This window comes from Kaistia sp. SLG-1 (assembly GCF_059699055.1).
The window spans coordinates 417,927-436,687 of sequence record NZ_AP048544.1 but is presented as its reverse complement, the minus strand read 5'-3'; the positions used below and the strand labels follow the sequence as shown (position 1 = coordinate 436,687).

Below are 18,761 nucleotides of genomic sequence, written 5' to 3'. Positions count from 1 at the left end.
GCGATCCGTTAACCTGCCGTTAGCCAATATCATCTTGCGGCGCGGGGAATTGGCCCTAAGCTTCCCTCTCGCACCGCGCCGAGATTTCGACGCGCCAGTACGGCCGAGGCAGCCTGCCTTCAAAGGGGACCCACCGGCTTGACGGACGCCAGCCAGACCGCCGCTCCACCCGTGCCGCTCACCGCCCGCCTCGACCGGGTCGGCATCGTCGTGGCGCTGATCGCCATCGTCGGCATGGACTGGCAGTCCTTCGCCACCCTGAAACCGAACCGGCTGATCTCCGGCCAGGGCCTCAGCCTCGGCGCCTCGCTGCCGACGCTCTGGGCGGCGATCGGCATCGGCATCCTGTCGCTCGCCACCATCGTCGCCGTGCTGCGCACCGGCGCCTGGCTCCGGCTCGCCACCGGCGTCGTCTCGCTGCTGCTGCTTGCCATCCTGATCGGCATCGTGCCGGCGACCGTGGTGCCGCCCGGCAACAATTTCGCCCGCGTCTCGCCGGCCTCCGGCTTCTGGCTGATGGCCTTCGCCTTCGCGGTCTTGACCACCGACGCCATCGCCAAGCTGAAGCTCGGACCCTTCGCCCGGCTCGGCATGCTGGCGGGGGCTGCGGTCGCCGTCGCGATCATCCTCGGCTCCGGCCATTGGGACGGGCTGTCGATCCTGAAGGAATACGCCACCAACGCCGACAAGTTCTGGCGCGAGGGGCGGCAGCACATCCTGCTTGCCGTCAGCTCGCTCGCTGCCGCGATCGTCGTCGGCCTGCCGCTCGGCATCGCCTGCCACCGCAACGCGACCTTGCGCGGCATCACCCTGCCGGTCCTCAACATCATCCAGACCGTGCCGTCGATGGCAATGTACGGGCTGATGATCGTGCCGCTCAGCCTGTTCGCCGCCTCGTTCCCGATCGCCGCCCAGCTCGGCATCCGCGGCATCGGCACGGCGCCGGCGCTGATCGCGCTCTTCCTCTATTCGCTGCTTCCCGTCGTCGCCAACACGGTGGTCGGCCTCGGCGAGGTGCGCCGCTCGGTGGTCGAGGCGGCCGAGGGCATGGGCATGACCAAGCACCAGCGCCTGTTCCAGGTCGAGCTGCCGCTGGCGCTCCCCGTGATCCTGACCGGCATCCGCATCGTGCTCGTCCAGAACATCGGCCTCGTCACCATCGCCGCGCTGATCGGCGGCGGCGGCTTCGGCACCTTCGTCTTCCAGGGCATCGGCCAGGCGGCGACCGATCTCGTCCTTCTCGGCGCCGTGCCGACGATCGCCCTCGCCTTCACGGCGGCGATCCTGCTCGACGCCATCATCGAACTCACCGAAAGGCGCCGGCTTTGATCGAACTCGAGCATGTCAGCCGCCGCTTCGGCGACCAGACCGCCGTCGACGACGTCTCCTTCTCCGTCGAGCGCGGTACCATCACCGTCATCGTCGGCACCTCCGGCTCCGGCAAGTCGACGACGCTTCGGATGATCAACCGGCTGATCGAGCCCTCCTCCGGCACGATCACCATCGACGGCAAGGACGCCGCCTCGGTCTCGGGCGAGGAGCTTCGTCGCGGCATCGGCTACGTGATCCAGGGCAACGGCCTGTTCCCGCACTGGACGGTTGCCCGCAACATCGCCACCGTGCCGACCCTGCTCGGCTGGGACCAGGCCCGCATCGCCAAGCGCGTCGACGAACTCCTGACGCTCTTCAGCATGAAGCCGGCGGATTTCGCCAAGAAATTCCCGCACCAGCTCTCGGGAGGCGAACAGCAGCGCGTCGGCGTGGCGCGGGCGCTCGCCGCCGAACCCGGCCTGCTCCTGATGGACGAGCCCTTCGGCGCGCTCGACCCGATCATCCGCGCCAAGGCGCAGGAGGATCTCCTCGCCGTGCAGCAGAGGCTCGGCATCACCGTCGTCCTCGTCACGCATGACATGGAGGAGGCGATCCATCTCGGCGACCGGATCGCGGTGATGGACAAGGGGAAATTGCTGCAATACGCGACGCCGACCGAGATCCTGGCGCAGCCCGCGCCCGGCTTCGTCGCCAAGCTCGTCGACGGCGTCGACCGGCCGTTCCGGCTCTTGTCGCTCGCGCCGGTCTCGCAGATCGTCGAGCCCGGCACGGCGGAAGGCCCGCCCATCCTCGAGACGGCGACGTTGCGCGACGCGCTTTCGGAACTGCTCTGGCACCAGCGCGAGGCGCTGCCCGTCACGGCCGAGGACGGCACGCCGCGCGGCCGGATTTCGCTCGCCGCCCTGCTCGCGCATGCCGGCGGCCCGACCTGCGGCGGTCTGCCGGGCGGTAATCTGCCGGCCGGCAATCGAACAGGCGGCCAAGCATGAGGCGGTTCGTCGGCCCGGTCGCCCGCCTCGCGGCGCTGGCGCTGCTGCTCGCGCTCGTGCTCCGGCCCGACTGGTTCGAGCCGATCCTGAAGCCGTTCACCGAAAACAACGCGCCGGTGATCTACACCCAGTCGAGCCTGCTCAGCCTGACGCTCGCCCATCTCGGGCTCGTCGCGGTGGCGAGCGTCATCGGCACGGCGCTGGCGCTCGTCATGGGCGTGTTCGTCACCAGGCCGATGGGGGCGGAGTTCCTGCCGCTGTCGCGCAGCCTCGTCAATATCGGCCAGACCTTTCCGCCCGTCGCCGTGCTGGCGCTCGCCGTGCCGGTGGTCGGTTTCGGGCTGAAGCCGACGCTGATCGCGCTCGTCCTCTACGGCCTGCTGCCGATCTTCGAGAACACGATCACGGGCCTCAAGGAAGTGCCCGGCAACGTCGTCGAGGCGGCGCGCGGCATGGGCCTGTCGCCGCAGCAGCAGCTCTTTCGCGTCGAGCTGCCGCTGGCGCTGCCCGTCATCCTCGCCGGGATCCGGCTTTCGGTCGTCATCAACATGGGCACGGCGACGATCGGCTCGACCGTCGCGGCCAAGGGGCTCGGCGAAGTGATCATCGCCGGGCTGCTCACCTCCAACACCTCGTTCATCCTGCAGGGCGGCATCATCGTCGCACTGCTCGCCGTGCTGCTCTACGACGCGCTGGCGATCCTCGAACGCCGCGTCGCCCGCCGCACCGGCCGGCTGGCGGAGGTGGCGGGATGAGGCCCCCCGCCGAGCCGCCATCCTTAGAAGCCTCTGAGGCCGTGGCTTCACGGCTCCCTGGGTGTCTGACCCATCGTGCATTGGGCGCCGTCCTTTCACCTCTCCCATGGGGAGAGGTCGACGGCCGCAGGCCGTCGGGTGAGGGGTTGAGGCCTCACCGGAGAGTTCCCTACCCCCTCACCCGGAGCTTCGCTCCGACCTCTCCCCATGGGAGAGGTGAGGGGGCGCCGGCGGACTCCCTCTCCCGCGCCCGGGAGAGGGTTGGGGTGAGGGTCATTGGGCACGCACAGTCCGTCCTCCCGGCGAAGGCCGGGATCCACCGACCGGAAGCCAATCACGTCGGACGGTGTTCATGGGCCCCGGCCTTCGCCGGGGCGACGGGAGCGTGGGAAGCGCCGTGCGTCCTTCGAGACGGCCCTGCGGGCCTCCTCAGGATGTCGCAGGTGGAGGTCTACATCGGTAGCGAAGAACCAGACAACACTGACCTCAACATGCTGAGGAGCGGCCGACGGCCGCGTCTCGAAGCACGCACTCGTCTCGACACAGTCATCGGGTGACCGCATGAGCGATTTCGATCTCGTCCTTTCCGGCACCGTCGTCACCGCCGAGCGCGTCATTCCCGGCGGCTTCGTTGCCGTCTCGGACGGCAAGATCGCGCTGATCGGCCAGGGCGCGGCTCCCGCGGCGCGCGAACGCCATCAATTGGGCGAGGCGCTGATCCTGCCCGGTGCCATCGATGCGCAGGTGCATTCGCTGAGCCAGAAGAACCAGGAAGATTTCCTCTGGTCGACCCGCTCGGCCGCGGCCGGCGGCGTCACCACCATCGTCGACATGCCCTATGACGAGGGCAATCTCGTCTGCTCGGCCGAGGCGGTCGCCAGGAAGGTCGCGCATGCGAGCCCGCAGGCGCGCGTCGACTTCGCCCTCTACGGCACGATCGATCCCGAGGAGGGTCCGGCCCGCATTCCCGAAATGGTCGCGGCCGGCGTCGCCGCGTTCAAGTTCTCGACCTTCGGCACCGATCCGAAGCGCTTCCCCCGCATCGCGCCGGCGCTGCTCGCCGACTGTTTCGCCGCCATCGCGTCGACCGGGCTGACCGCTGGCGTGCACAACGAGATCCACGAGGCGGTCGACGCGCATATGGCCCGCGTCCGCGCCTCGGGCATCACCGACTGGCGGGCGCACGGCCTGTCGCGACCGCCGCTCACCGAGCTGCTCGCCGATGTCGAGATATTCGAGACCGGCGCGCTCACCGGCTGCCCGGCGCATGTGGTGCATTCGTCGCTGGCGCGCGGAGCCGAGCTCGCCGCCCGCTACCGCGCCGAGGGCTATGCTGCGAGCGTCGAGGTCTGCATCCACTATCTGACGCTCGACGAGGAAAACGACGTCCGCCGCCTTGGCGGCAAGGCCAAGATTAACCCGCCGATCCGGCCGCGCGCCGAGGTCGAGGCGCTGTGGCGCCAGGTCGCGCTCGGCAATGTCAGCCTCGTCTCGACCGACCACGTCTCCTGGTCGGAGGACCGCAAGACCAGGCCCGCCATGCTGGAAAATGCCTCCGGCGCGCCGGGGCTCGAGGTCATGGTTCCGCTCTTCGTCAAGGGCGCGCTCGAACGCGGCCTGCCGCTGACATGGGCCGCGAGGCTGATGGCCGCCAATCCGGCGCGGCACTTCCGCATCGACCACGAGAAGGGCGCGCTCGCGATCGGCAGGGATGCCGACATTGTCGTGTTGACACCCGAGCCGCTCCTCTATGACGCAGCGGCAAGTGGGCATAATGTCGTCGGCTGGAGCCCCTATAACGGCATCAAGCTCCCCTGGCGCGTGAGCGGAACGTTCCTGCGCGGGATCCAGGCCTTCGACGGACGCGACGTGCTGGCCGAACCCGGATCCGGCCGCTTCGTCCGGCCGCGGGCCGCCCTGCCGATCGGAAATTGACCCGCCGAATGCGCACCAATCTGCCCGTCGACGAAACCCGGCTGTGGGACGATCTGATGGCGCTCGCCGCGCTGACCGATCCCGACCATCCCTGGACCCGCCGCGCTTTCTCGCCGATGTTCCTCGAAGCCCGCGCCTATGTCGCCGACCGCATGCGCGAGGCGGGCCTCGCCGTCCGGCTCGACGCCGCCGGCAATCTGATCGGCCGGCGCGAGGGCCGCAACGAGGACGCGAGAGCGATCGTCATCGGCTCGCACAGCGACACCGTGCCGGATGGCGGCCGCTTCGACGGCACCGCCGGCGTGATGGCCGGGATCGCCGTCGCCCGCAGTTTGCTGCGCGACGGCACGAAGCTGGACCATGCCTTCGAGGTGATCGACTGCCTAGCCGAGGAGGTGTCGATCTTCGGCCTCTCCTGCATCGGCAGCCGCGCCGTCGCCGGCCAGCTTTCGGAGGAGCAGCTGAACCGCTCGGAGCCGACCGGCGAGATCCTCGCCGCCGCGATCGACCGCATGGGCGGCGACGTCGACAATCTCGACGACGCGCGCCGCGACGACATCGCCGCCTATCTGGAGCTTCACATCGAGCAGGGGCCGGTGCTCGCCGACCAGCGCCGCGACATCGGCATCGTCACGGCGATCGCAGGCATCACGCGGATCGAGATCGTCGTCGAGGGCCGGGCCGACCACGCCGGCACGACGCCGATGACGCTGCGCCAGGACGCGCTCGCCGGCGCTGCCGCCGTCGTCTCCGTCATCGCCAAGGATGCGCGACGCCGCGCCGCCGCCGGCCATGGCCATTTCGTCGCCACCGTCGGCGAGTTCCGCATCGAGCCGAACGCCGCCAATGTCGTGCCGAGCCGGGTCACCATGCTGCTCGACGCGCGCGCCGAGGAGCGCAGCTTCCTGGAAGGCTTCGTCGCCGAGCTGCAGCCGCTGCTGCAGCGGGCGATGTCGGGTACCGGCACGCGGATCACCACCTTCCGCGTCCTCTCCGACGCGATGCCGGCGCTCTCCGATCCCGGCTTGCTCGACGTGCTGGAGGAAGCGAGCGCGACGCTCGGCCTGTCGTCGCTGCGGATGGCGTCGGGCGCCGGCCACGACATGGCCTGGTTCTCGCGCATCGCGCCGGCCGCGATGATCTTCATTCCCTCGAAGGACGGCCGCAGCCACACGCCGGACGAATGGTCGGAGCCGGGCGAAATCGCCGCCGGCGCCGCCGTCCTCTACGAGGCCGTGCTCCGCCTCGACAAGACGCTCCGCTGACGCAGAAAGGAACCAACATGGGTCGCATCCTGACCGAGAAAGACGTCGAGGCCGCCGTGCGCGGCGGATCGGTCTATGCGGCGGGCGGCGGCGGCTGGGCCGATCACGGCCGCATGCTGGGCCTCGCCGCCGTGCGCATCGGCCGCCCCGAACTGGTCTCGGTCGAGGAGCTTGCCAAAGATGACTGGGTCGCCACCGCCGCCGCGATCGGCGCGCCGGCCGGCACCACGGCCTGGGAGATGCAGGGCGTCGACTATGTGCACGCGGTGCGGCTGCTGCAGGACGCGCTCGGCGAGCCGATCGCGGCGCTGATGGTCGGCCAGAACGGCCGCTCGTCGACGCTGAACGGCTGGCTGCCCTCGGCCATTCTCGGCACCAAGGTGCTCGACGCCGTCGGCGACATCCGCGCGCATCCGACCGGCGACATGGGCTCGATCGGGCTCGCCGCCTCGCCGGAAGCGACCATCCAGACGGCGGTCGGCGGCAACCGGGCCGAGAACCGCTATATTGAGCTGGTGGTGCGCGGCGCGACGGCCAAGGTGTCGCCGGTGCTTCGAACCGCCTCCGACATGTCGGGCGGCTTCATCGCCTCGGCCCGCAATCCCGTCCGCGCCAGCTATGTGAAGAAGAACGCAGCACTCGGCGGCATCTCGATGGCGCTGGCGCTCGGCGAGGCGATCCTCGAGGCGGAAGGCAAGGGCGGCGCCGCCGTCATCGACGCGATCTGCAAGGTGACGGGCGGGACGATCGCCGTCTCGGGCCGGATCGCCCGCAAGGACGTCGTCTACACCAACGCCGCCTTCGACATCGGCACGGTCGTCATCGGCAGCGGCGCCAAGGCGACGACGCTGCATGTCATGAACGAGTACATGGCGATCGACGATGCCGACGGGACCCGCCTCGCCACCTTCCCCGACGTCATCACCACGCTCGACAAGGACGGCGAGCCACTCTCGGTCGGCCAGCTGAATGTCGGCATGACGGTGCATGTGCTGCATGTGCCGAAGACGATCATCCCGCTCTCGGCCGGCGTGCTCGACCCGTCCGTCTACCCGCCGGTCGAGGCGGCGATGGGCATCGAGATCGCCCGCTACGTCTTCGAGGAAGAGAAGAAGAAGCGGAAGGGCAAGAAATGAGGGGGGCAAAGTGATGCGGAACCCGCGCTATCCCGTCACCTCCGGCACGACGCTCCGCTGCAAGGGCTGGCGGCAGGAGGGGTTGCTGCGGCTCCTCGAAAACGTGCTCTCGGTCGGCGAGGATCCGGACAGCCTGATCGTCTACGCAGCCCTCGGCAAGGCGGCGCGCAACTGGGCGGCGCATGACGCGATCGTCGAGGCGCTGAAAACCATGGACGAGGACCAGACGCTGGTCGTCCAGTCCGGCAAACCGATCGGCCTGCTGCGAACGCAGGCGCAGGCGCCCATCGTCATCATGGCGAACTGCAACATCGTCGGCCAATGGGCGAAGGCGGAATATTTCTACGAGCTGGAGCAGAAGGGGCTGATCTGCTGGGGCGGGCTCACCGCCGGCGCCTGGCAATATATCGGCAGCCAGGGCGTCATCCAGGGCACCTACGAGATCTTCATGCGGATCGCCGAGAAGCATTTTGGCGGCGATCTCGCCGGCCGCTTCATCCTGACGGCGGGCCTCGGCGGCATGGGCGGTTCGCAGCCGCTCGCCGGCCGGATGGCCAACGCCGCCATCCTCGCCGTCGACGTCGATCCCGAGCGCGCCGAAAAGCGCAAGGCGATCGGCTATGTCGACGAGATCGCGCCCGACCTCGACACGGCGCTGCAGCGGATCGCGCATGCCCGCCACCACCGCGAGCCGCTTTCCGTCGCGCTGGTCGGCAACGCCGCCGAGATCTATCCCGAAATTGTTCGTCGCGGCATCGTGCCTGATATCGTCACCGACCAGACCTCGGCGCATGACCTCGTCTATGGCTATGCCCCGGCCGACCTGCCGCTCGCCGAAGTGCGGGCGCTGCGCCAATCGGACCCGGCAAGACTGATGGCGCTGTCGCGCGCGTCGATCGTCACCGAGGTGCGCGCCATGCTGGAGTTCCAGCGCCGCGGCGCCGTCGTCTTCGACAATGGCAATCTGATCCGCACCCAGGCGCGCGAGGGCGGCGTGGAAAACGCCTTCGACATCCCGATCTTCACCGAAGCCTATCTGCGCCCACTGTTCGCCCGCGCCATCGGCCCGTTCCGCTGGATGGCGCTTGCCAACGACCCCGACGACATCCGGAAGATCGACGACCGCGTGCTCGAACTCTTCCCGGACGACCGCATCGTCGCCAACTGGATCCGGCTGGCGCGCGAGAACGTGCCGTTCGAGGGGCTTCCAGCCCGGATCGCCTGGCTCGGCCATGGCGCCCGCACGAAGCTCGCGCTCGCCGTCAACGACATGGTGGCGTCGGGCGCGCTCTCCGGCCCGATCGCGCTTTCGCGCGACCATCTCGACGCCGGCGCCATGGCGCATCCCAACATCATGACGGAGAACCTCCGCGACGGCTCCGACGCCATCGCCGACTGGCCGCTGCTCGATGCCATGGCGCTTTCCGCCTCCGGCGCCGATCTCGTCACCGTGCATTCGGGCGGCGGTGGCTATGCCGGCTACATGACCTCGGCCGGCGTGACGCTCGTCGCCGACGGCACGCCTGAAGCCGCCGAACGGCTCCGCCGCGCGCTCGACAACGACACCTCGCTCGGCGTGCTGCGCTATGCCGACGCCGGCTATGAGGACGCGCTCGACGAGGCGGCGCAAAAAGGCATCCAGCGCTTCGACGTGCCCTCGGAAAAGGTCGTGCGCCGGAGCTGAGGCGAGAGCGTTTTCGAGCGAAGTGGGTACCGGTTCGCGTGAAGAAAACGCGACCAAAATGGAGCCACCAAGAGCCGGCTACATGTCGAGGATGGCGCGCGGGCTCAGCCGGCCGCGTGCGAGATCGGCGAGCGCCCGGAAATTGCCCCGGAGGCGGCCGCGCCGGTCGATATGCGCCTCCGGCGCCAGCGAGCGGACGAGGTTGGCGGCGAGATTGCGCCCGGTTTGCGACAGCACGCTCGAAAGCGGGATCAGCCCCTCGCGATGGAGCTCGACCGGGTTGGCGACCTGCGAATAACCGAAGCGCAATCCGGAGCCTCGCCCGCCCTTGCTCCCCATGTGGACGCCGCGCGGCCAAGGCGAGCGAACGACCCGGCCGTGGCGGGCGATCCGTCGGCTGAAATCGAGATCCTCAAGCCAGCCATAAAGCGGCAGGTTCTCGTTGAAGCGCAGGCCGGCGGCGAAGACCGGCGCCAGCCGCGCTGCCATGTTGCAGCCATAGGCGCCGAAGACCTCTTCCAGCGCCTCGCTCCCCTCGACCGTCGCGGCGGATGCCGCGAGGATCGCCCGCGCCGCCTCGACCGGGATGCCGGCATGGCGCGCGCCATCGGCCAGCAGCGTGCCGCTCAGCAGCACGACATCGGCATGCGCCGTCAGGATCGCCTCCACCCCCGCCAGATAATCCGGACGGGCGAGGAAATCATCGTCGAGGAACAGCACGACGTCGAAGCCGGAGAGCTGGTCCAGAATGGCGTTGCGCTGGCGCGGCAATCCCGGCGCGGCGAAGACGATGTCGAGCGGCAGCCCGAAGCCGCCGAGCGCGTCCGCGTCGACATCCTCCGGCCGGACGGCGCAGATGACGACCCGGTCGGCCGGCCGCGTCTGCCCGGCCAGTTCCGCCACGGCCTGCGACAGCGCCTCGCGCCGCCCCGTCGTGGCAATCCCGACTGCGAGCTTCAAGCACCCCTCCCTTCCTGGCTCGGGACCTTCCCTTTGCCCGAGCCTAGCAGGCGGGCGCCGGGCGTCTTTCCGCCGCACGGGGTAGCCGGCACGGCAATAGGTCGAGGGCGGGAAGGATCGGCTACGCCGCAAGGAGGAGGCTGTCAGGTCGGCTTCGCACGGCGCTTCCCCACGCTCACCGTCATCCCGGCCTCCGAGCCGGGATCCATGCAGCCGGGTTCCTACCGGAGAGGCTCCGGCCCCTGTGGATCCCTGCTTTCGCAGGGATGACGGCGGAGGGTGGGCGAGAAACGGGAGCGCTGGATTCGCTCGGCGCTTCCACACGCTCGCCGTCATCCCGGCCTCCCGAGCCGGGATCCATTCAGCCGTGGCATCGGGAGGTTCGCCGTGAGAGGCGCCTCCGCGCCCAAGGCTCCGGCCCCTGTGGATCCCCGCCTTCGCGGGGATGACGGCGAGGGAGCGAATTACCCGTGCGGGCGGGCGAAAATCTCGGCCAGCATGTCGACGAAGCGCTTCGGGTCGGCGTCGAAGGCGACGTGGGCGTTGGGGGCGCGGTTGCCGCGGAAATGCGTGTCGATCACGGTGCGGCCGACGGTCAGCGCACCACCCGTCTCGACGTCGACATGCAGGTGGCGCGTCGTCAAAATCTCGCGGTCGACCAGATAGGCGACGCAGACGGCGTCATGCACCGGCGCGGTGCCGAGCACGTCCATCTTCTGCGCGATGTCGTGCATCTCGATGCGGAAGCGGACGATGTCCGACGTCGCCTTGCCGGCGGGCGTGCCGAGTGCTGCGAGGCGGTCGCAATCGGCATAGGAGACCAGCGCCCGGTGTGTCGCGTCGAGCGTCACCAGCGTCACCTTCTCGAAGCCAGCCGAGAAGACGCGCGCCGCCGCTTCCGGATCGGCCCAGATGTTGAACTCGGCCGAGGGTGTCATGTTGCCGATCTCGTGGCCGCCGCCCATGATGATCAGCTCCGGCACGCGCCTGGCGAAATCCGGATCGGCGGCGAGTGCCGCGGCAATGTTGGTGAGCGGGCCGACCGGCATCAGCGCGATCGGATCCTTGGCCTTGCGATAGGTCTCGACGAGATAGTCGACGGCGCCCTTGTCGGCCTTCTTCGACTTCGCCGCCGGCACCGGCAGCGTCTCGACATGGAATTTTGAGGCCTGGTCGGTCACGCCGCGGGCGACCGGGAAATTGTCACGCACGAACGGGCGGTTCGAGCCCTCATAGACCGGGATGTCGGAGCGGCCGATATGGTCGAGCACGCGCAGCGTGTTGTCGGTGCAGAACTTGACCTCGACATTGCCATTGACGGTGGTGACGCCGATCAGCTCGATTTCCGGATGCAGCGCCGCCAGCATGATGGCGACGGCGTCGTCGGTTCCGGTGTCGACGTCGAGAATGAGCTTCTGGGCCACGCGCGGCACTCCAATGGGCAGAGAAGAACGAAAGGCGGGAATCACGCTCCGACCAAGGGTCAAAGGCGGGACCGGCGGACGTTAGGGGGGCTCGCGCCGGAGCGTCAAGCCGTGGCGCCGGCTTGCGCCCGGCCGCAGCGCGCACTCGAATCGCGGAACCGCGCCGGCGGCCACGGGTTTACTGCGACGACGGGTCGAACACTCTCGCCGACATGCAAATCGCGCGAAGATGCAAGCGATGCGTGCACCGGCTATGCTGGAGCGTTTTCGAGCGAAGTGGATACCGGTTCGCGTGAAGAAAACGCGACAAAGAGATAAAGCCCATTCAACGGGCCGATCCGCGCAATGCCCACCCCTGGTGTCAGTTTGGCAACGATTTCCGCGCCAATCTCCGCCCAGCCTTTTTGACGGGAGTTCCCCATGTTTCCGACGCCGGTACCCAAGCTCGTTCCCAACACCTACGACTTCGAATCGAAGCCGATGGTGAAGCCGACCGGCTTCCGGGAATATGACGCGCGCTGGCTGTTCGGCGACGAGATCAACCTGATGGGCGTGCAGGCGCTGGGCATGGGCCTCGGCACGCTGCTCGGCGAGCTCGGCGTCAAGCGCGAGCTGGTCACCGGCCACGACTTCCGCTCCTATTCGGCCTCGATCAAGCTGGCGCTCGTGACCGGCCTGATGGCGGCTGGCGTCAAGGTGCACGATATCGGCCTCGCCGTGACGCCGATGGCCTATTTCGCCCAGTTCGATCTCGACGTGCCCGCCGTCGCCATGGTCACCGCCTCGCACAACGAGAATGGCTGGACCGGCGTCAAGATGGGCGCGGCGCGGCCGCTGACCTTCGGCCCCGACGAGATGACCCGGCTGAAGGAGATCGTGCTGACGGCCGCCTTCGACCTTCGCGGCGGCGGATCCTATGTGTTCCACGACAACTACCCGGCCCGCTACATGGCCGACATCACCAACCGGCCGAAGCTGAAGCACCCGATCAAGGTGATCGCCGCCTGCGGCAACGGCACGGCCGGCGCCTTCGCGCCCAAGGCGCTGGAGATGATCGGCGCCGAGGTGATCCCGATGGACGCCGAGCTCGACTTCACCTTCCCGCGCTACAATCCGAACCCCGAAGATATGAAGATGCTGCACGCGATCCGCGACGCGGTGCTGGAGCATGGCGCGGCCGTCGGCCTCGGCTTCGACGGCGACGGCGATCGCTGCGGCGTCGTCGACAATGAGGGCGAGGAGATCTTCGCCGACAAAGTCGGCGTGATGCTGGCGCGCGACCTCTCGGCGCTCCATCCGAACTCGACCTTCGTCGTCGACGTCAAGTCGACCGGGCTGTTCGCCACCGATCCCGTGCTGATCGCCAACGGCGCCAAGGCGGATTACTGGAAGACAGGCCATTCCTACATCAAGCGCCGCGTCAACGCGCTGAACGCGCTCGCCGGCTTCGAAAAGTCCGGCCACTATTTCTTCAACAAGCCGATCGGTCGCGGCTATGACGACGGCTTGGTCTCGGCTTTCGCCATTCTCGACATGCTCGACCGCAACCCCGGTAAGACCATGGCGGATCTCAAGAACGCGCTGCCCAAGACCTGGGGCTCGCCGACCATGTCGCCGCATTGCGACGACGAGAAGAAATACGGCGTCATCGACAAGGTTGTCGCCCGGTTCGAGGAGAAGCGGGCCAAGGGCGAGCTGGTCGCCGGGCAGAAGATCGTCGATCTCGTCACGGTGAACGGCGTGCGCGTCGTCACCGAGGACGGCACCTGGGGCCTCGTCCGCGCTTCCTCCAACAAGCCCGAACTCGTCGTCGTCGTCGAGAGCCCGGTCTCCGAGGCGCGCATGCACGAGATCTTCAAGGCCGTTGACGGTGTGCTGCGCGAGAACCCCGAAGTCGGCGCCTACAACCAGACGATCTGAAGCCCGGCCCCGATCTTCCCTCGGCGGGGGGATCGGGGCACACTTCCGCTTTCCCCTCTCCCGGAGTTGTTCCCATGCCCTCCCGCTCCTTCGGCGCCCTTCCGGACGGCACGCCCGTCGAGGCGATCACCATCTCGAATGGCGATCTGACGGCGACGGTCCTGACCTATGGCGCGGTGATCCAGGACATCCGGCTCGCCGGCGTGCCGCATCCGCTGGTGCTCGGCTACGACACGATCGAAGGCTATCTGCGCAATCCCAACTATTTCGGCGCCGTCGCCGGCCGCTTCGCGAACCGCATCGCGGGCGGCCGCTTCACGATCGACGGCGAGGATTTCCAGGTCTCGCCGAACGAGGCGCCGAACCACCTGCATGGCGGCTTCAAAGGCTTTGGCACGCGCGTCTGGAAGCTCGCCCGCGCCGATGCGTCGAGCGTGACGCTCGCCATCACCGGCGCGGACGGCGACGAGGGCTATCCCGGCACGGTCGAGGTCGAACTCACCTATGCGATCGACGCGCCGGGGACGCTCCGCACCTCGATCCGCGCCACCACCGACAGGCCGACGCCGGTCAATCTGGCGCAGCACAGCTATTTCAACCTCGACGGCGCCGGCACGGTCCGCGAGCATGTCCTGACCATTCCGGCCGAGACCTATCTGGCGGTCGACGCCGGCAAGATCCCGACCGGCGAATTCCGCCCCGTCGAGGGCACGCCGTTCGACTTCCGCGCCGGCCGCCCGGTCGGCCAAGGGCATGACGGCGTCGTCGACAGCTACGACCACAATTTCGTCGTCGCGCGCGAAAAGTCCGCGACGCCGCATCCGCTCGCCCGCCTCGCCTCGTCGAAGGGCGGCGTCGCGCTCGACGTGCTGTCGACCGAGCCCGGCGTGCAGCTCTATGGCGGCCAGGGCATCAAGGCGCTCGACCCCGGCATCAATGGCGAGATCTACGGGCCCAATTCCGGCCTCTGCCTCGAGGCGCAGCTCTTCCCCGACGGGCCGAACCGGCAGGATTTCCCCAACACCATCCTCCGCCCCGGCGAGACCTACCGCCAGGAGACGCTGTTCTCCTTCAGCCGGACGGGTTAGGCGGGCCTGAACCCTCCGGCGGGCGAAGACGCAACGCCCCGGCGTTCCCCCACCCTCGTCGTCATCCCGGGCTTGACCCGGGATCCATTCAGCCGGGTTTGCTGATCGGCGAAACGCCCGAAGCTGCAGCTGTATGGATCCCCGCCTTCGCGGGGATGACGGAGTTCTGCCCCTTCCTCGGGGGGAGGGTTCGCGACAGAAACACGCGATTTTTCTTCCCTTCCGCAGCGCAGCGGATCATGCTGACGTGCTCTCGCAGTCCGGTTCGCTGGAGCATCATGACGACGATCAACCGTTCGACGCATATCCGCCTGACCTCGCATCCGGGCGCGCAGGCGCCGGTCCGCTTTCCGATCCGCTGGGGCGACGCCGATCCGCCCAAGCGCGGCCCGGTCGTCGGCACGGTCTCGAACCCGGCCGACCGCAACGTCATCGGCACGCATGGCGGCTCCTATTCGCTCTACCGCGCGCTCGCCGTCTCCTCCGGCGCGCTGAACCCGATCCAGCGGCCGGATTTCCGCAACACCGCGCCGGCGGTCACCATCGGCCCGCATCCGCAATGGTCGGAACCCGGGAAAATCGTCTCGCTCGATCCGTTCGGCCATCTCGCGGCGGATCTCTTTTCCGACCTCATCGCCGAGGGCGTCGACATCCGCCCGACCATCGCCATCACCAAGGCGCGGCTCACCATGATCGAGCTGCATGAGGCGATCCGGCTGAAGCGGATCCCGATCGACGGGACGATCGTGCATGACAATGGCGACGTCGCCGTCACCAAGGCGGCGATCGACCCGGTCTGGCACCTGCCGGGCATCGCGGCGCGCTTCGGCGTGGCGGAGGACCAGCTGCGCCGCACCCTGTTCGAGCAGACGGGCGGCATGTACCCGGAGCTCGTCACCAGGCCCGACCTCGACCTGTTCCTGCCGCCGATCGGCGGCATGACGCTCTACATCTTCGGCGACGCCGACGCGATCGCCGATCCGAAGCGCCGCCTCGCCTGCCGCGTGCATGACGAATGCAACGGCTCCGACGTGTTCGGCTCCGACATCTGCACCTGCCGGCCCTATCTGATCCACGGCATCGAGGAGGCGGTGAAGGAGGCGCAGAAGGGCGGCGTCGGGCTGATCGTCTACAACCGCAAGGAAGGCCGCGCGCTCGGCGAGGTAACGAAATTCCTGGTCTACAACGCGCGCAAGCGGCAGCAGGGCGGCGACCAGGCGGCGACCTATTTCGAGCGCACCGAATGCGTCGCCGGCGTGCAGGACGCCCGCTTCCAGCAATTGATGCCGGACGTGCTGCACTGGCTGGGCATCACCAAGATCGACCGCTTCGTCTCGATGTCGGACATGAAATACGACGCCATCACCGGCTCGGGCATCACCATTGGAGAACGCGTGCCGATCCCCGACGAACTGATCCCGATCGACGCGCGGGTCGAGATGGAGGCGAAGAAGGCGGCCGGCTATTTCACTGCCGACGCGCCGCCGACCGCCGACGATCTCTCCCATACGATCGGCCGCCCGCTGGAGAAATACTGAGGGCTCATTCTTCCCCCTCCCCCTTGCGGGGAGGGAGCCGACCTCCGAGGCGATCGCGGGTGTTCGGGACGCAACACCGCCTTCATCGCGCTAGTCGGGTCTTGTCACGCTCCGTCGTCATCCCGGCGAAGGCCGGGATCCATACACACCGGCCGGTCGCGGATAGGCTGGACCAGGCTTTCTTGGCCGGTGTTCATGGGCCCCGGCCTCCGCCGGGGCGACGAGGCCCTGCCCATAGGCATTGAAAAACATGGCGACCTTCGGTGTTCTGCAAGGTCTCCTGAGGGAGAGGTCGGCCGGCAGGTCCGGGTGAGGGTTTACGCCCTCTCCGGAAACACCGTAAACCCTCTCCCGCTTGCCTTCCCGTCGATCTCTCCCTCCGGGAGAGGTGTCATCAGTCGCCCCTCGTCCTGACGGAGCTACCCTTTGGCCTCGATCCCCTCCCTCCTCACCGCTGCCGCCGTGCGCGAGCGCGCCAACCGGCTGCTCGATCTCGCCATCGCGGGTGAACTCGATCATTTCGCCGTCGATCTCACAAAACTGCCAGCGGTGGCCGACTACGTCATCGAGACGGCGCGCGCGGCGTATCCGGAACTCGAAATCCCGTTCCATGCGCGCTGGCGCCATTTCGAGGCCGGTCAGATCGACCGCTTCGGCGGGCTGGTCGACGCCGCCGGCATCACCGATCCGCTCGTCTTCGGCCGCGCGGCTTACGACCTCGCCATCGTCAGCGTGCTGCTCGACGCCGGCGCCGGGCCGGACTGGCGCTATCACGAGGCAGCGACCGGCGAGACCTTCTCCCGCTCGGAAGGCCTTGGCGTCGCGAGCTTCGCCATGTTCGCCTCCGGCCTCTTCTCGCAGGACCCGGCCGATCCGCTCCGCGCCGACGCGGCGGCCCTCGCCGTGCTGGAAGCGTCTGACCTCGCCGAGGGATTCCAGGTCACGCCGGAGAACCCGATGGTCGGGCTCGAGGGTCGCGCCAAGCTCCTGAACGCGCTCGGCCGCGTCGTCGCCGACCGCGCCGATCTGTTCGGCACCGAGGAGGCGCGGCCGGGCGGCCTGTTCGACACGATACTCGCCAGCGCCGACGAGGACGGCCGGGTGTGGGCGCCCAAAATCCTGGAGCTGGTGCTGGAAGCGTTCGGGCCGATCTGGCCGAGCCGGCTGCTGCGCGAGGGCGTGGCGCTCGGCGATACCTGGCAGCACGGCAAGCTCGCGACCGATGACGCAACCTCGGGCCTGATGCCGTTCCACAAGCTGTCGCAATGGCTGACCTATTCGCTGATCGAGCCGCTGATCTGGACCGGCGTCGAGGTCGTCGATCTCGACGGGCTGACCGGCCTGCCGGAATACCGCAATGGCGGCCTCTTCCTCGATCTCGGCGTGCTGGTGCCGAAGGATTCTTCCGCGACCAGCCGGCGCTGGAAGGCGGAGGACGAGTTCATCGTCGAATGGCGGGCGCTGACGGTCGCCCTCCTCGACCGCACCGCCGCGCTGATCCGCGACAAGCTGGGACTGGACGCGGATCAGCTGCCATTGGCAAAAGTTCTGGAAGGCGGCACCTGGGCCGCCGGCCGCCGGATCGCCAGGGAAAAGCGCGCCGACGGCGGCCCGCCGCTTGCGATCGAGAGCGACGGCACGGTGTTTTGAGGGGGCCAGTTTCCTCACAAGGATCCGTGCGCCAGCCTGGACGCTGAATGCAAACTCACCGCGAACTGGATATACGAAATGATCAGACGGCTCCTCGTCGCCTTGGCCTTTTCCTTGCTCGCCTTTGACTTGGCTGGCGCCGCGCCAAGTTGCCCAAAACTCGATCTGCGCAAGGAGACAAGCGCCTTGTCATCCTGGTTGGGCAATACCGGCCTGAACAAGGACCAGCGCGCAGCTTCGATGGCCTATCTGAAGAAGAAGACAGCAGCCTGGAGCAGAGTTCCACTGAACGCGGCTGGTGCCGCTTGCGGAACCGAGCCCATCGGCGCTCGTGTCGTATCCTGCACGCGCGGCATGGCACGAGACCTCTTCGCCCAATCGACGAAGCCGCTCAATGCATCCGAGTCGGTCAATGGCGAGCTGCGCCGAGAACTGGGTAAGAAGAGCGCTTCAATCGGCGAGTTGCTCTTCGTAGGAGCCGCCAGCGCTTGCCAAGGGGCTGCGATCGAAGCGTTCGGACGCTAGGCTTCCTCAGCCCGCCTTCTTGCCGTGGAACAGATAGACCCAGGCGAGCAGGACCGGGCCGATCGAGAGGGCGACGTCGGCCAGGTTGAAGACGAAGAAGCCGCGCGCGCCCCAGTGCAGGAACAGGAAATCGATGACGTGGCCGTGCCAGACGCGGTCGATCAGGTTGCCGATCGCGCCGCCGACGATCAGCGCGAAGCCGGCGGCCGCGAGGCGGCCGCCCTCGGTCGAGCCGCGCCAGACATACAGGATGACCAGCGTGACGATCGAGGTCAGGATGACCAGGATGACGCTGTCGGCGCTGTTGCCGAGCGAAAAGGCGATGCCGGTATTGTTGACGCGATAGAGCGCCAGGAAATTCGGCACCAGCTCGATCCCCTGCTGGTAGACGAGATTGGCGTCGGCGATCCATTTCGACAACTGGTCGATCGCGACGGTCAGCACGATGATCGAAAGCCCGAGCGCCGAGAGCGGGCCGGGGATGCGGGCCGTCTCGGCCTGGATGTCCGTCTCGTGCTTCATCGCGGTTCCCGGCGTTTGGGTCGAAGGGAGCGGCGGCT

At 68.2% G+C, this 18,761-nt stretch carries 14 protein-coding genes and 1 pseudogene; 12 read left to right on the top strand and 3 right to left on the bottom strand.

The genetic code is table 11. From position 1 onward, the window contains the following. Positions 1-138: 138 nt before the first annotated feature. From AC6HZP_RS01985 to ertB, 7 genes and pseudogenes are all read left to right on the top strand, one after another. The gene (locus AC6HZP_RS01985) at positions 139-1,329 is read left to right on the top strand and encodes an ABC transporter permease (protein ID WP_497525181.1); all 1,191 of its coding nucleotides are present in this window, start codon (positions 139-141) and stop codon (positions 1,327-1,329) included. Beyond that, positions 1,326-2,258, top strand: a pseudogene (locus AC6HZP_RS01980) (ABC transporter ATP-binding protein); the annotation flags it as partial. The gene AC6HZP_RS01985 and the pseudogene AC6HZP_RS01980, both read left to right, overlap by 4 nt. Positions 2,259-2,317: 59 nt before the next feature. Beyond that, complete coding sequence (locus AC6HZP_RS01975) at positions 2,318-3,076, top strand: ABC transporter permease (protein ID WP_201401863.1); 759 nt, start codon at positions 2,318-2,320, stop codon at positions 3,074-3,076. A 561-nt stretch (positions 3,077-3,637) separates the two neighbouring features. After that, entirely contained in the window at positions 3,638-5,011 is a 1,374-nt protein-coding gene (ertD, locus tag AC6HZP_RS01970; RefSeq protein ID WP_497525180.1) for a hydantoin-5-propionate amidohydrolase, read from the top strand. A gap of 8 nt (positions 5,012-5,019) precedes the next feature. Further along, positions 5,020-6,276 (top strand): N-carbamyl-l-glutamate amidohydrolase ErtE, encoded by a 1,257-nt coding sequence (gene ertE / locus AC6HZP_RS01965; RefSeq protein ID WP_497525179.1) that lies wholly within the window; start codon positions 5,020-5,022, stop codon positions 6,274-6,276. 17 nt (positions 6,277-6,293) lie between these two features. Then, positions 6,294-7,412, top strand: coding sequence for a thiohydantoin desulfurase (ertC, locus tag AC6HZP_RS01960; protein WP_497525178.1), 1,119 nt, complete (start codon positions 6,294-6,296; stop codon positions 7,410-7,412). 13 nt (positions 7,413-7,425) lie between these two features. Continuing rightward, positions 7,426-9,096, top strand: a complete 1,671-nt coding sequence (ertB, locus tag AC6HZP_RS01955) for a thiourocanate hydratase (RefSeq protein ID WP_497525177.1) — start codon at positions 7,426-7,428, stop codon at positions 9,094-9,096. A 78-nt stretch (positions 9,097-9,174) separates the two neighbouring features. Here ertB and AC6HZP_RS01950 read toward each other — a convergent pair whose 3' ends face one another. Both AC6HZP_RS01950 and AC6HZP_RS01945 read right to left on the bottom strand, forming a co-directional pair. Then, positions 9,175-10,056: a glycosyltransferase family 2 protein gene (locus AC6HZP_RS01950; protein ID WP_497525176.1), complete on the bottom strand. Its 882-nt coding sequence runs from the start codon at positions 10,054-10,056 to the stop codon at positions 9,175-9,177. Positions 10,057-10,520: 464 nt separating this feature from the next. Continuing rightward, the gene (locus AC6HZP_RS01945) at positions 10,521-11,480 is read right to left on the bottom strand and encodes a nucleoside hydrolase (RefSeq protein WP_497525175.1); all 960 of its coding nucleotides are present in this window, start codon (positions 11,478-11,480) and stop codon (positions 10,521-10,523) included. Between the two features lie 420 nt (positions 11,481-11,900). On the opposite strand from AC6HZP_RS01945, the gene AC6HZP_RS01940 reads away from it, so the two are divergent. From AC6HZP_RS01940 to AC6HZP_RS01920, 5 genes are all read left to right on the top strand, one after another. After that, complete coding sequence (locus AC6HZP_RS01940; RefSeq protein WP_497525174.1) at positions 11,901-13,400, top strand: phosphomannomutase/phosphoglucomutase; 1,500 nt, start codon at positions 11,901-11,903, stop codon at positions 13,398-13,400. A 74-nt stretch (positions 13,401-13,474) separates the two neighbouring features. Beyond that, positions 13,475-14,488, top strand: a complete 1,014-nt coding sequence (locus AC6HZP_RS01935) for an aldose epimerase family protein (RefSeq protein ID WP_497525173.1) — start codon at positions 13,475-13,477, stop codon at positions 14,486-14,488. A 278-nt stretch (positions 14,489-14,766) separates the two neighbouring features. After that, on the top strand, positions 14,767-16,026 hold the full coding sequence (locus tag AC6HZP_RS01930; RefSeq protein ID WP_497525172.1) for a GTP cyclohydrolase II: 1,260 nt from the start codon (positions 14,767-14,769) through the stop codon (positions 16,024-16,026). A 426-nt stretch (positions 16,027-16,452) separates the two neighbouring features. After that, positions 16,453-17,676 carry a URC4/urg3 family protein gene (locus tag AC6HZP_RS01925; RefSeq protein WP_497525171.1) on the top strand — a complete coding sequence of 408 codons (1,224 nt, stop codon included), beginning with the start codon at positions 16,453-16,455 and terminating at the stop codon, positions 17,674-17,676. Between the two features lie 78 nt (positions 17,677-17,754). Continuing rightward, positions 17,755-18,201, top strand: coding sequence for a hypothetical protein (locus tag AC6HZP_RS01920; protein WP_497525170.1), 447 nt, complete (start codon positions 17,755-17,757; stop codon positions 18,199-18,201). A 6-nt stretch (positions 18,202-18,207) separates the two neighbouring features. On the opposite strand, the gene lspA is transcribed toward AC6HZP_RS01920, so the two are convergent. Then, positions 18,208-18,723 carry a signal peptidase II gene (lspA, locus tag AC6HZP_RS01915; RefSeq protein ID WP_497525169.1) on the bottom strand — a complete coding sequence of 172 codons (516 nt, stop codon included), beginning with the start codon at positions 18,721-18,723 and terminating at the stop codon, positions 18,208-18,210. Positions 18,724-18,761 lie beyond the last annotated feature (38 nt).

Coding starts and splice junctions, on each gene's coding strand:
- AC6HZP_RS01975 (WP_201401863.1), top strand. CDS start 2,318: ATGAGGCGGTTCGTCGGCCCGGTCGCCCGCCTCGCGGCGCTGGCGCTG.
- ertD (WP_497525180.1), top strand. CDS start 3,638: ATGAGCGATTTCGATCTCGTCCTTTCCGGCACCGTCGTCACCGCCGAG.
- ertE (WP_497525179.1), top strand. CDS start 5,020: ATGCGCACCAATCTGCCCGTCGACGAAACCCGGCTGTGGGACGATCTG.
- ertC (WP_497525178.1), top strand. CDS start 6,294: ATGGGTCGCATCCTGACCGAGAAAGACGTCGAGGCCGCCGTGCGCGGC.
- ertB (WP_497525177.1), top strand. CDS start 7,426: ATGCGGAACCCGCGCTATCCCGTCACCTCCGGCACGACGCTCCGCTGC.
- AC6HZP_RS01940 (WP_497525174.1), top strand. CDS start 11,901: ATGTTTCCGACGCCGGTACCCAAGCTCGTTCCCAACACCTACGACTTC.
- AC6HZP_RS01935 (WP_497525173.1), top strand. CDS start 13,475: ATGCCCTCCCGCTCCTTCGGCGCCCTTCCGGACGGCACGCCCGTCGAG.
- AC6HZP_RS01930 (WP_497525172.1), top strand. CDS start 14,767: ATGACGACGATCAACCGTTCGACGCATATCCGCCTGACCTCGCATCCG.
- AC6HZP_RS01920 (WP_497525170.1), top strand. CDS start 17,755: ATGATCAGACGGCTCCTCGTCGCCTTGGCCTTTTCCTTGCTCGCCTTT.
- lspA (WP_497525169.1), bottom strand. CDS start 18,723: ATGAAGCACGAGACGGACATCCAGGCCGAGACGGCCCGCATCCCCGGC.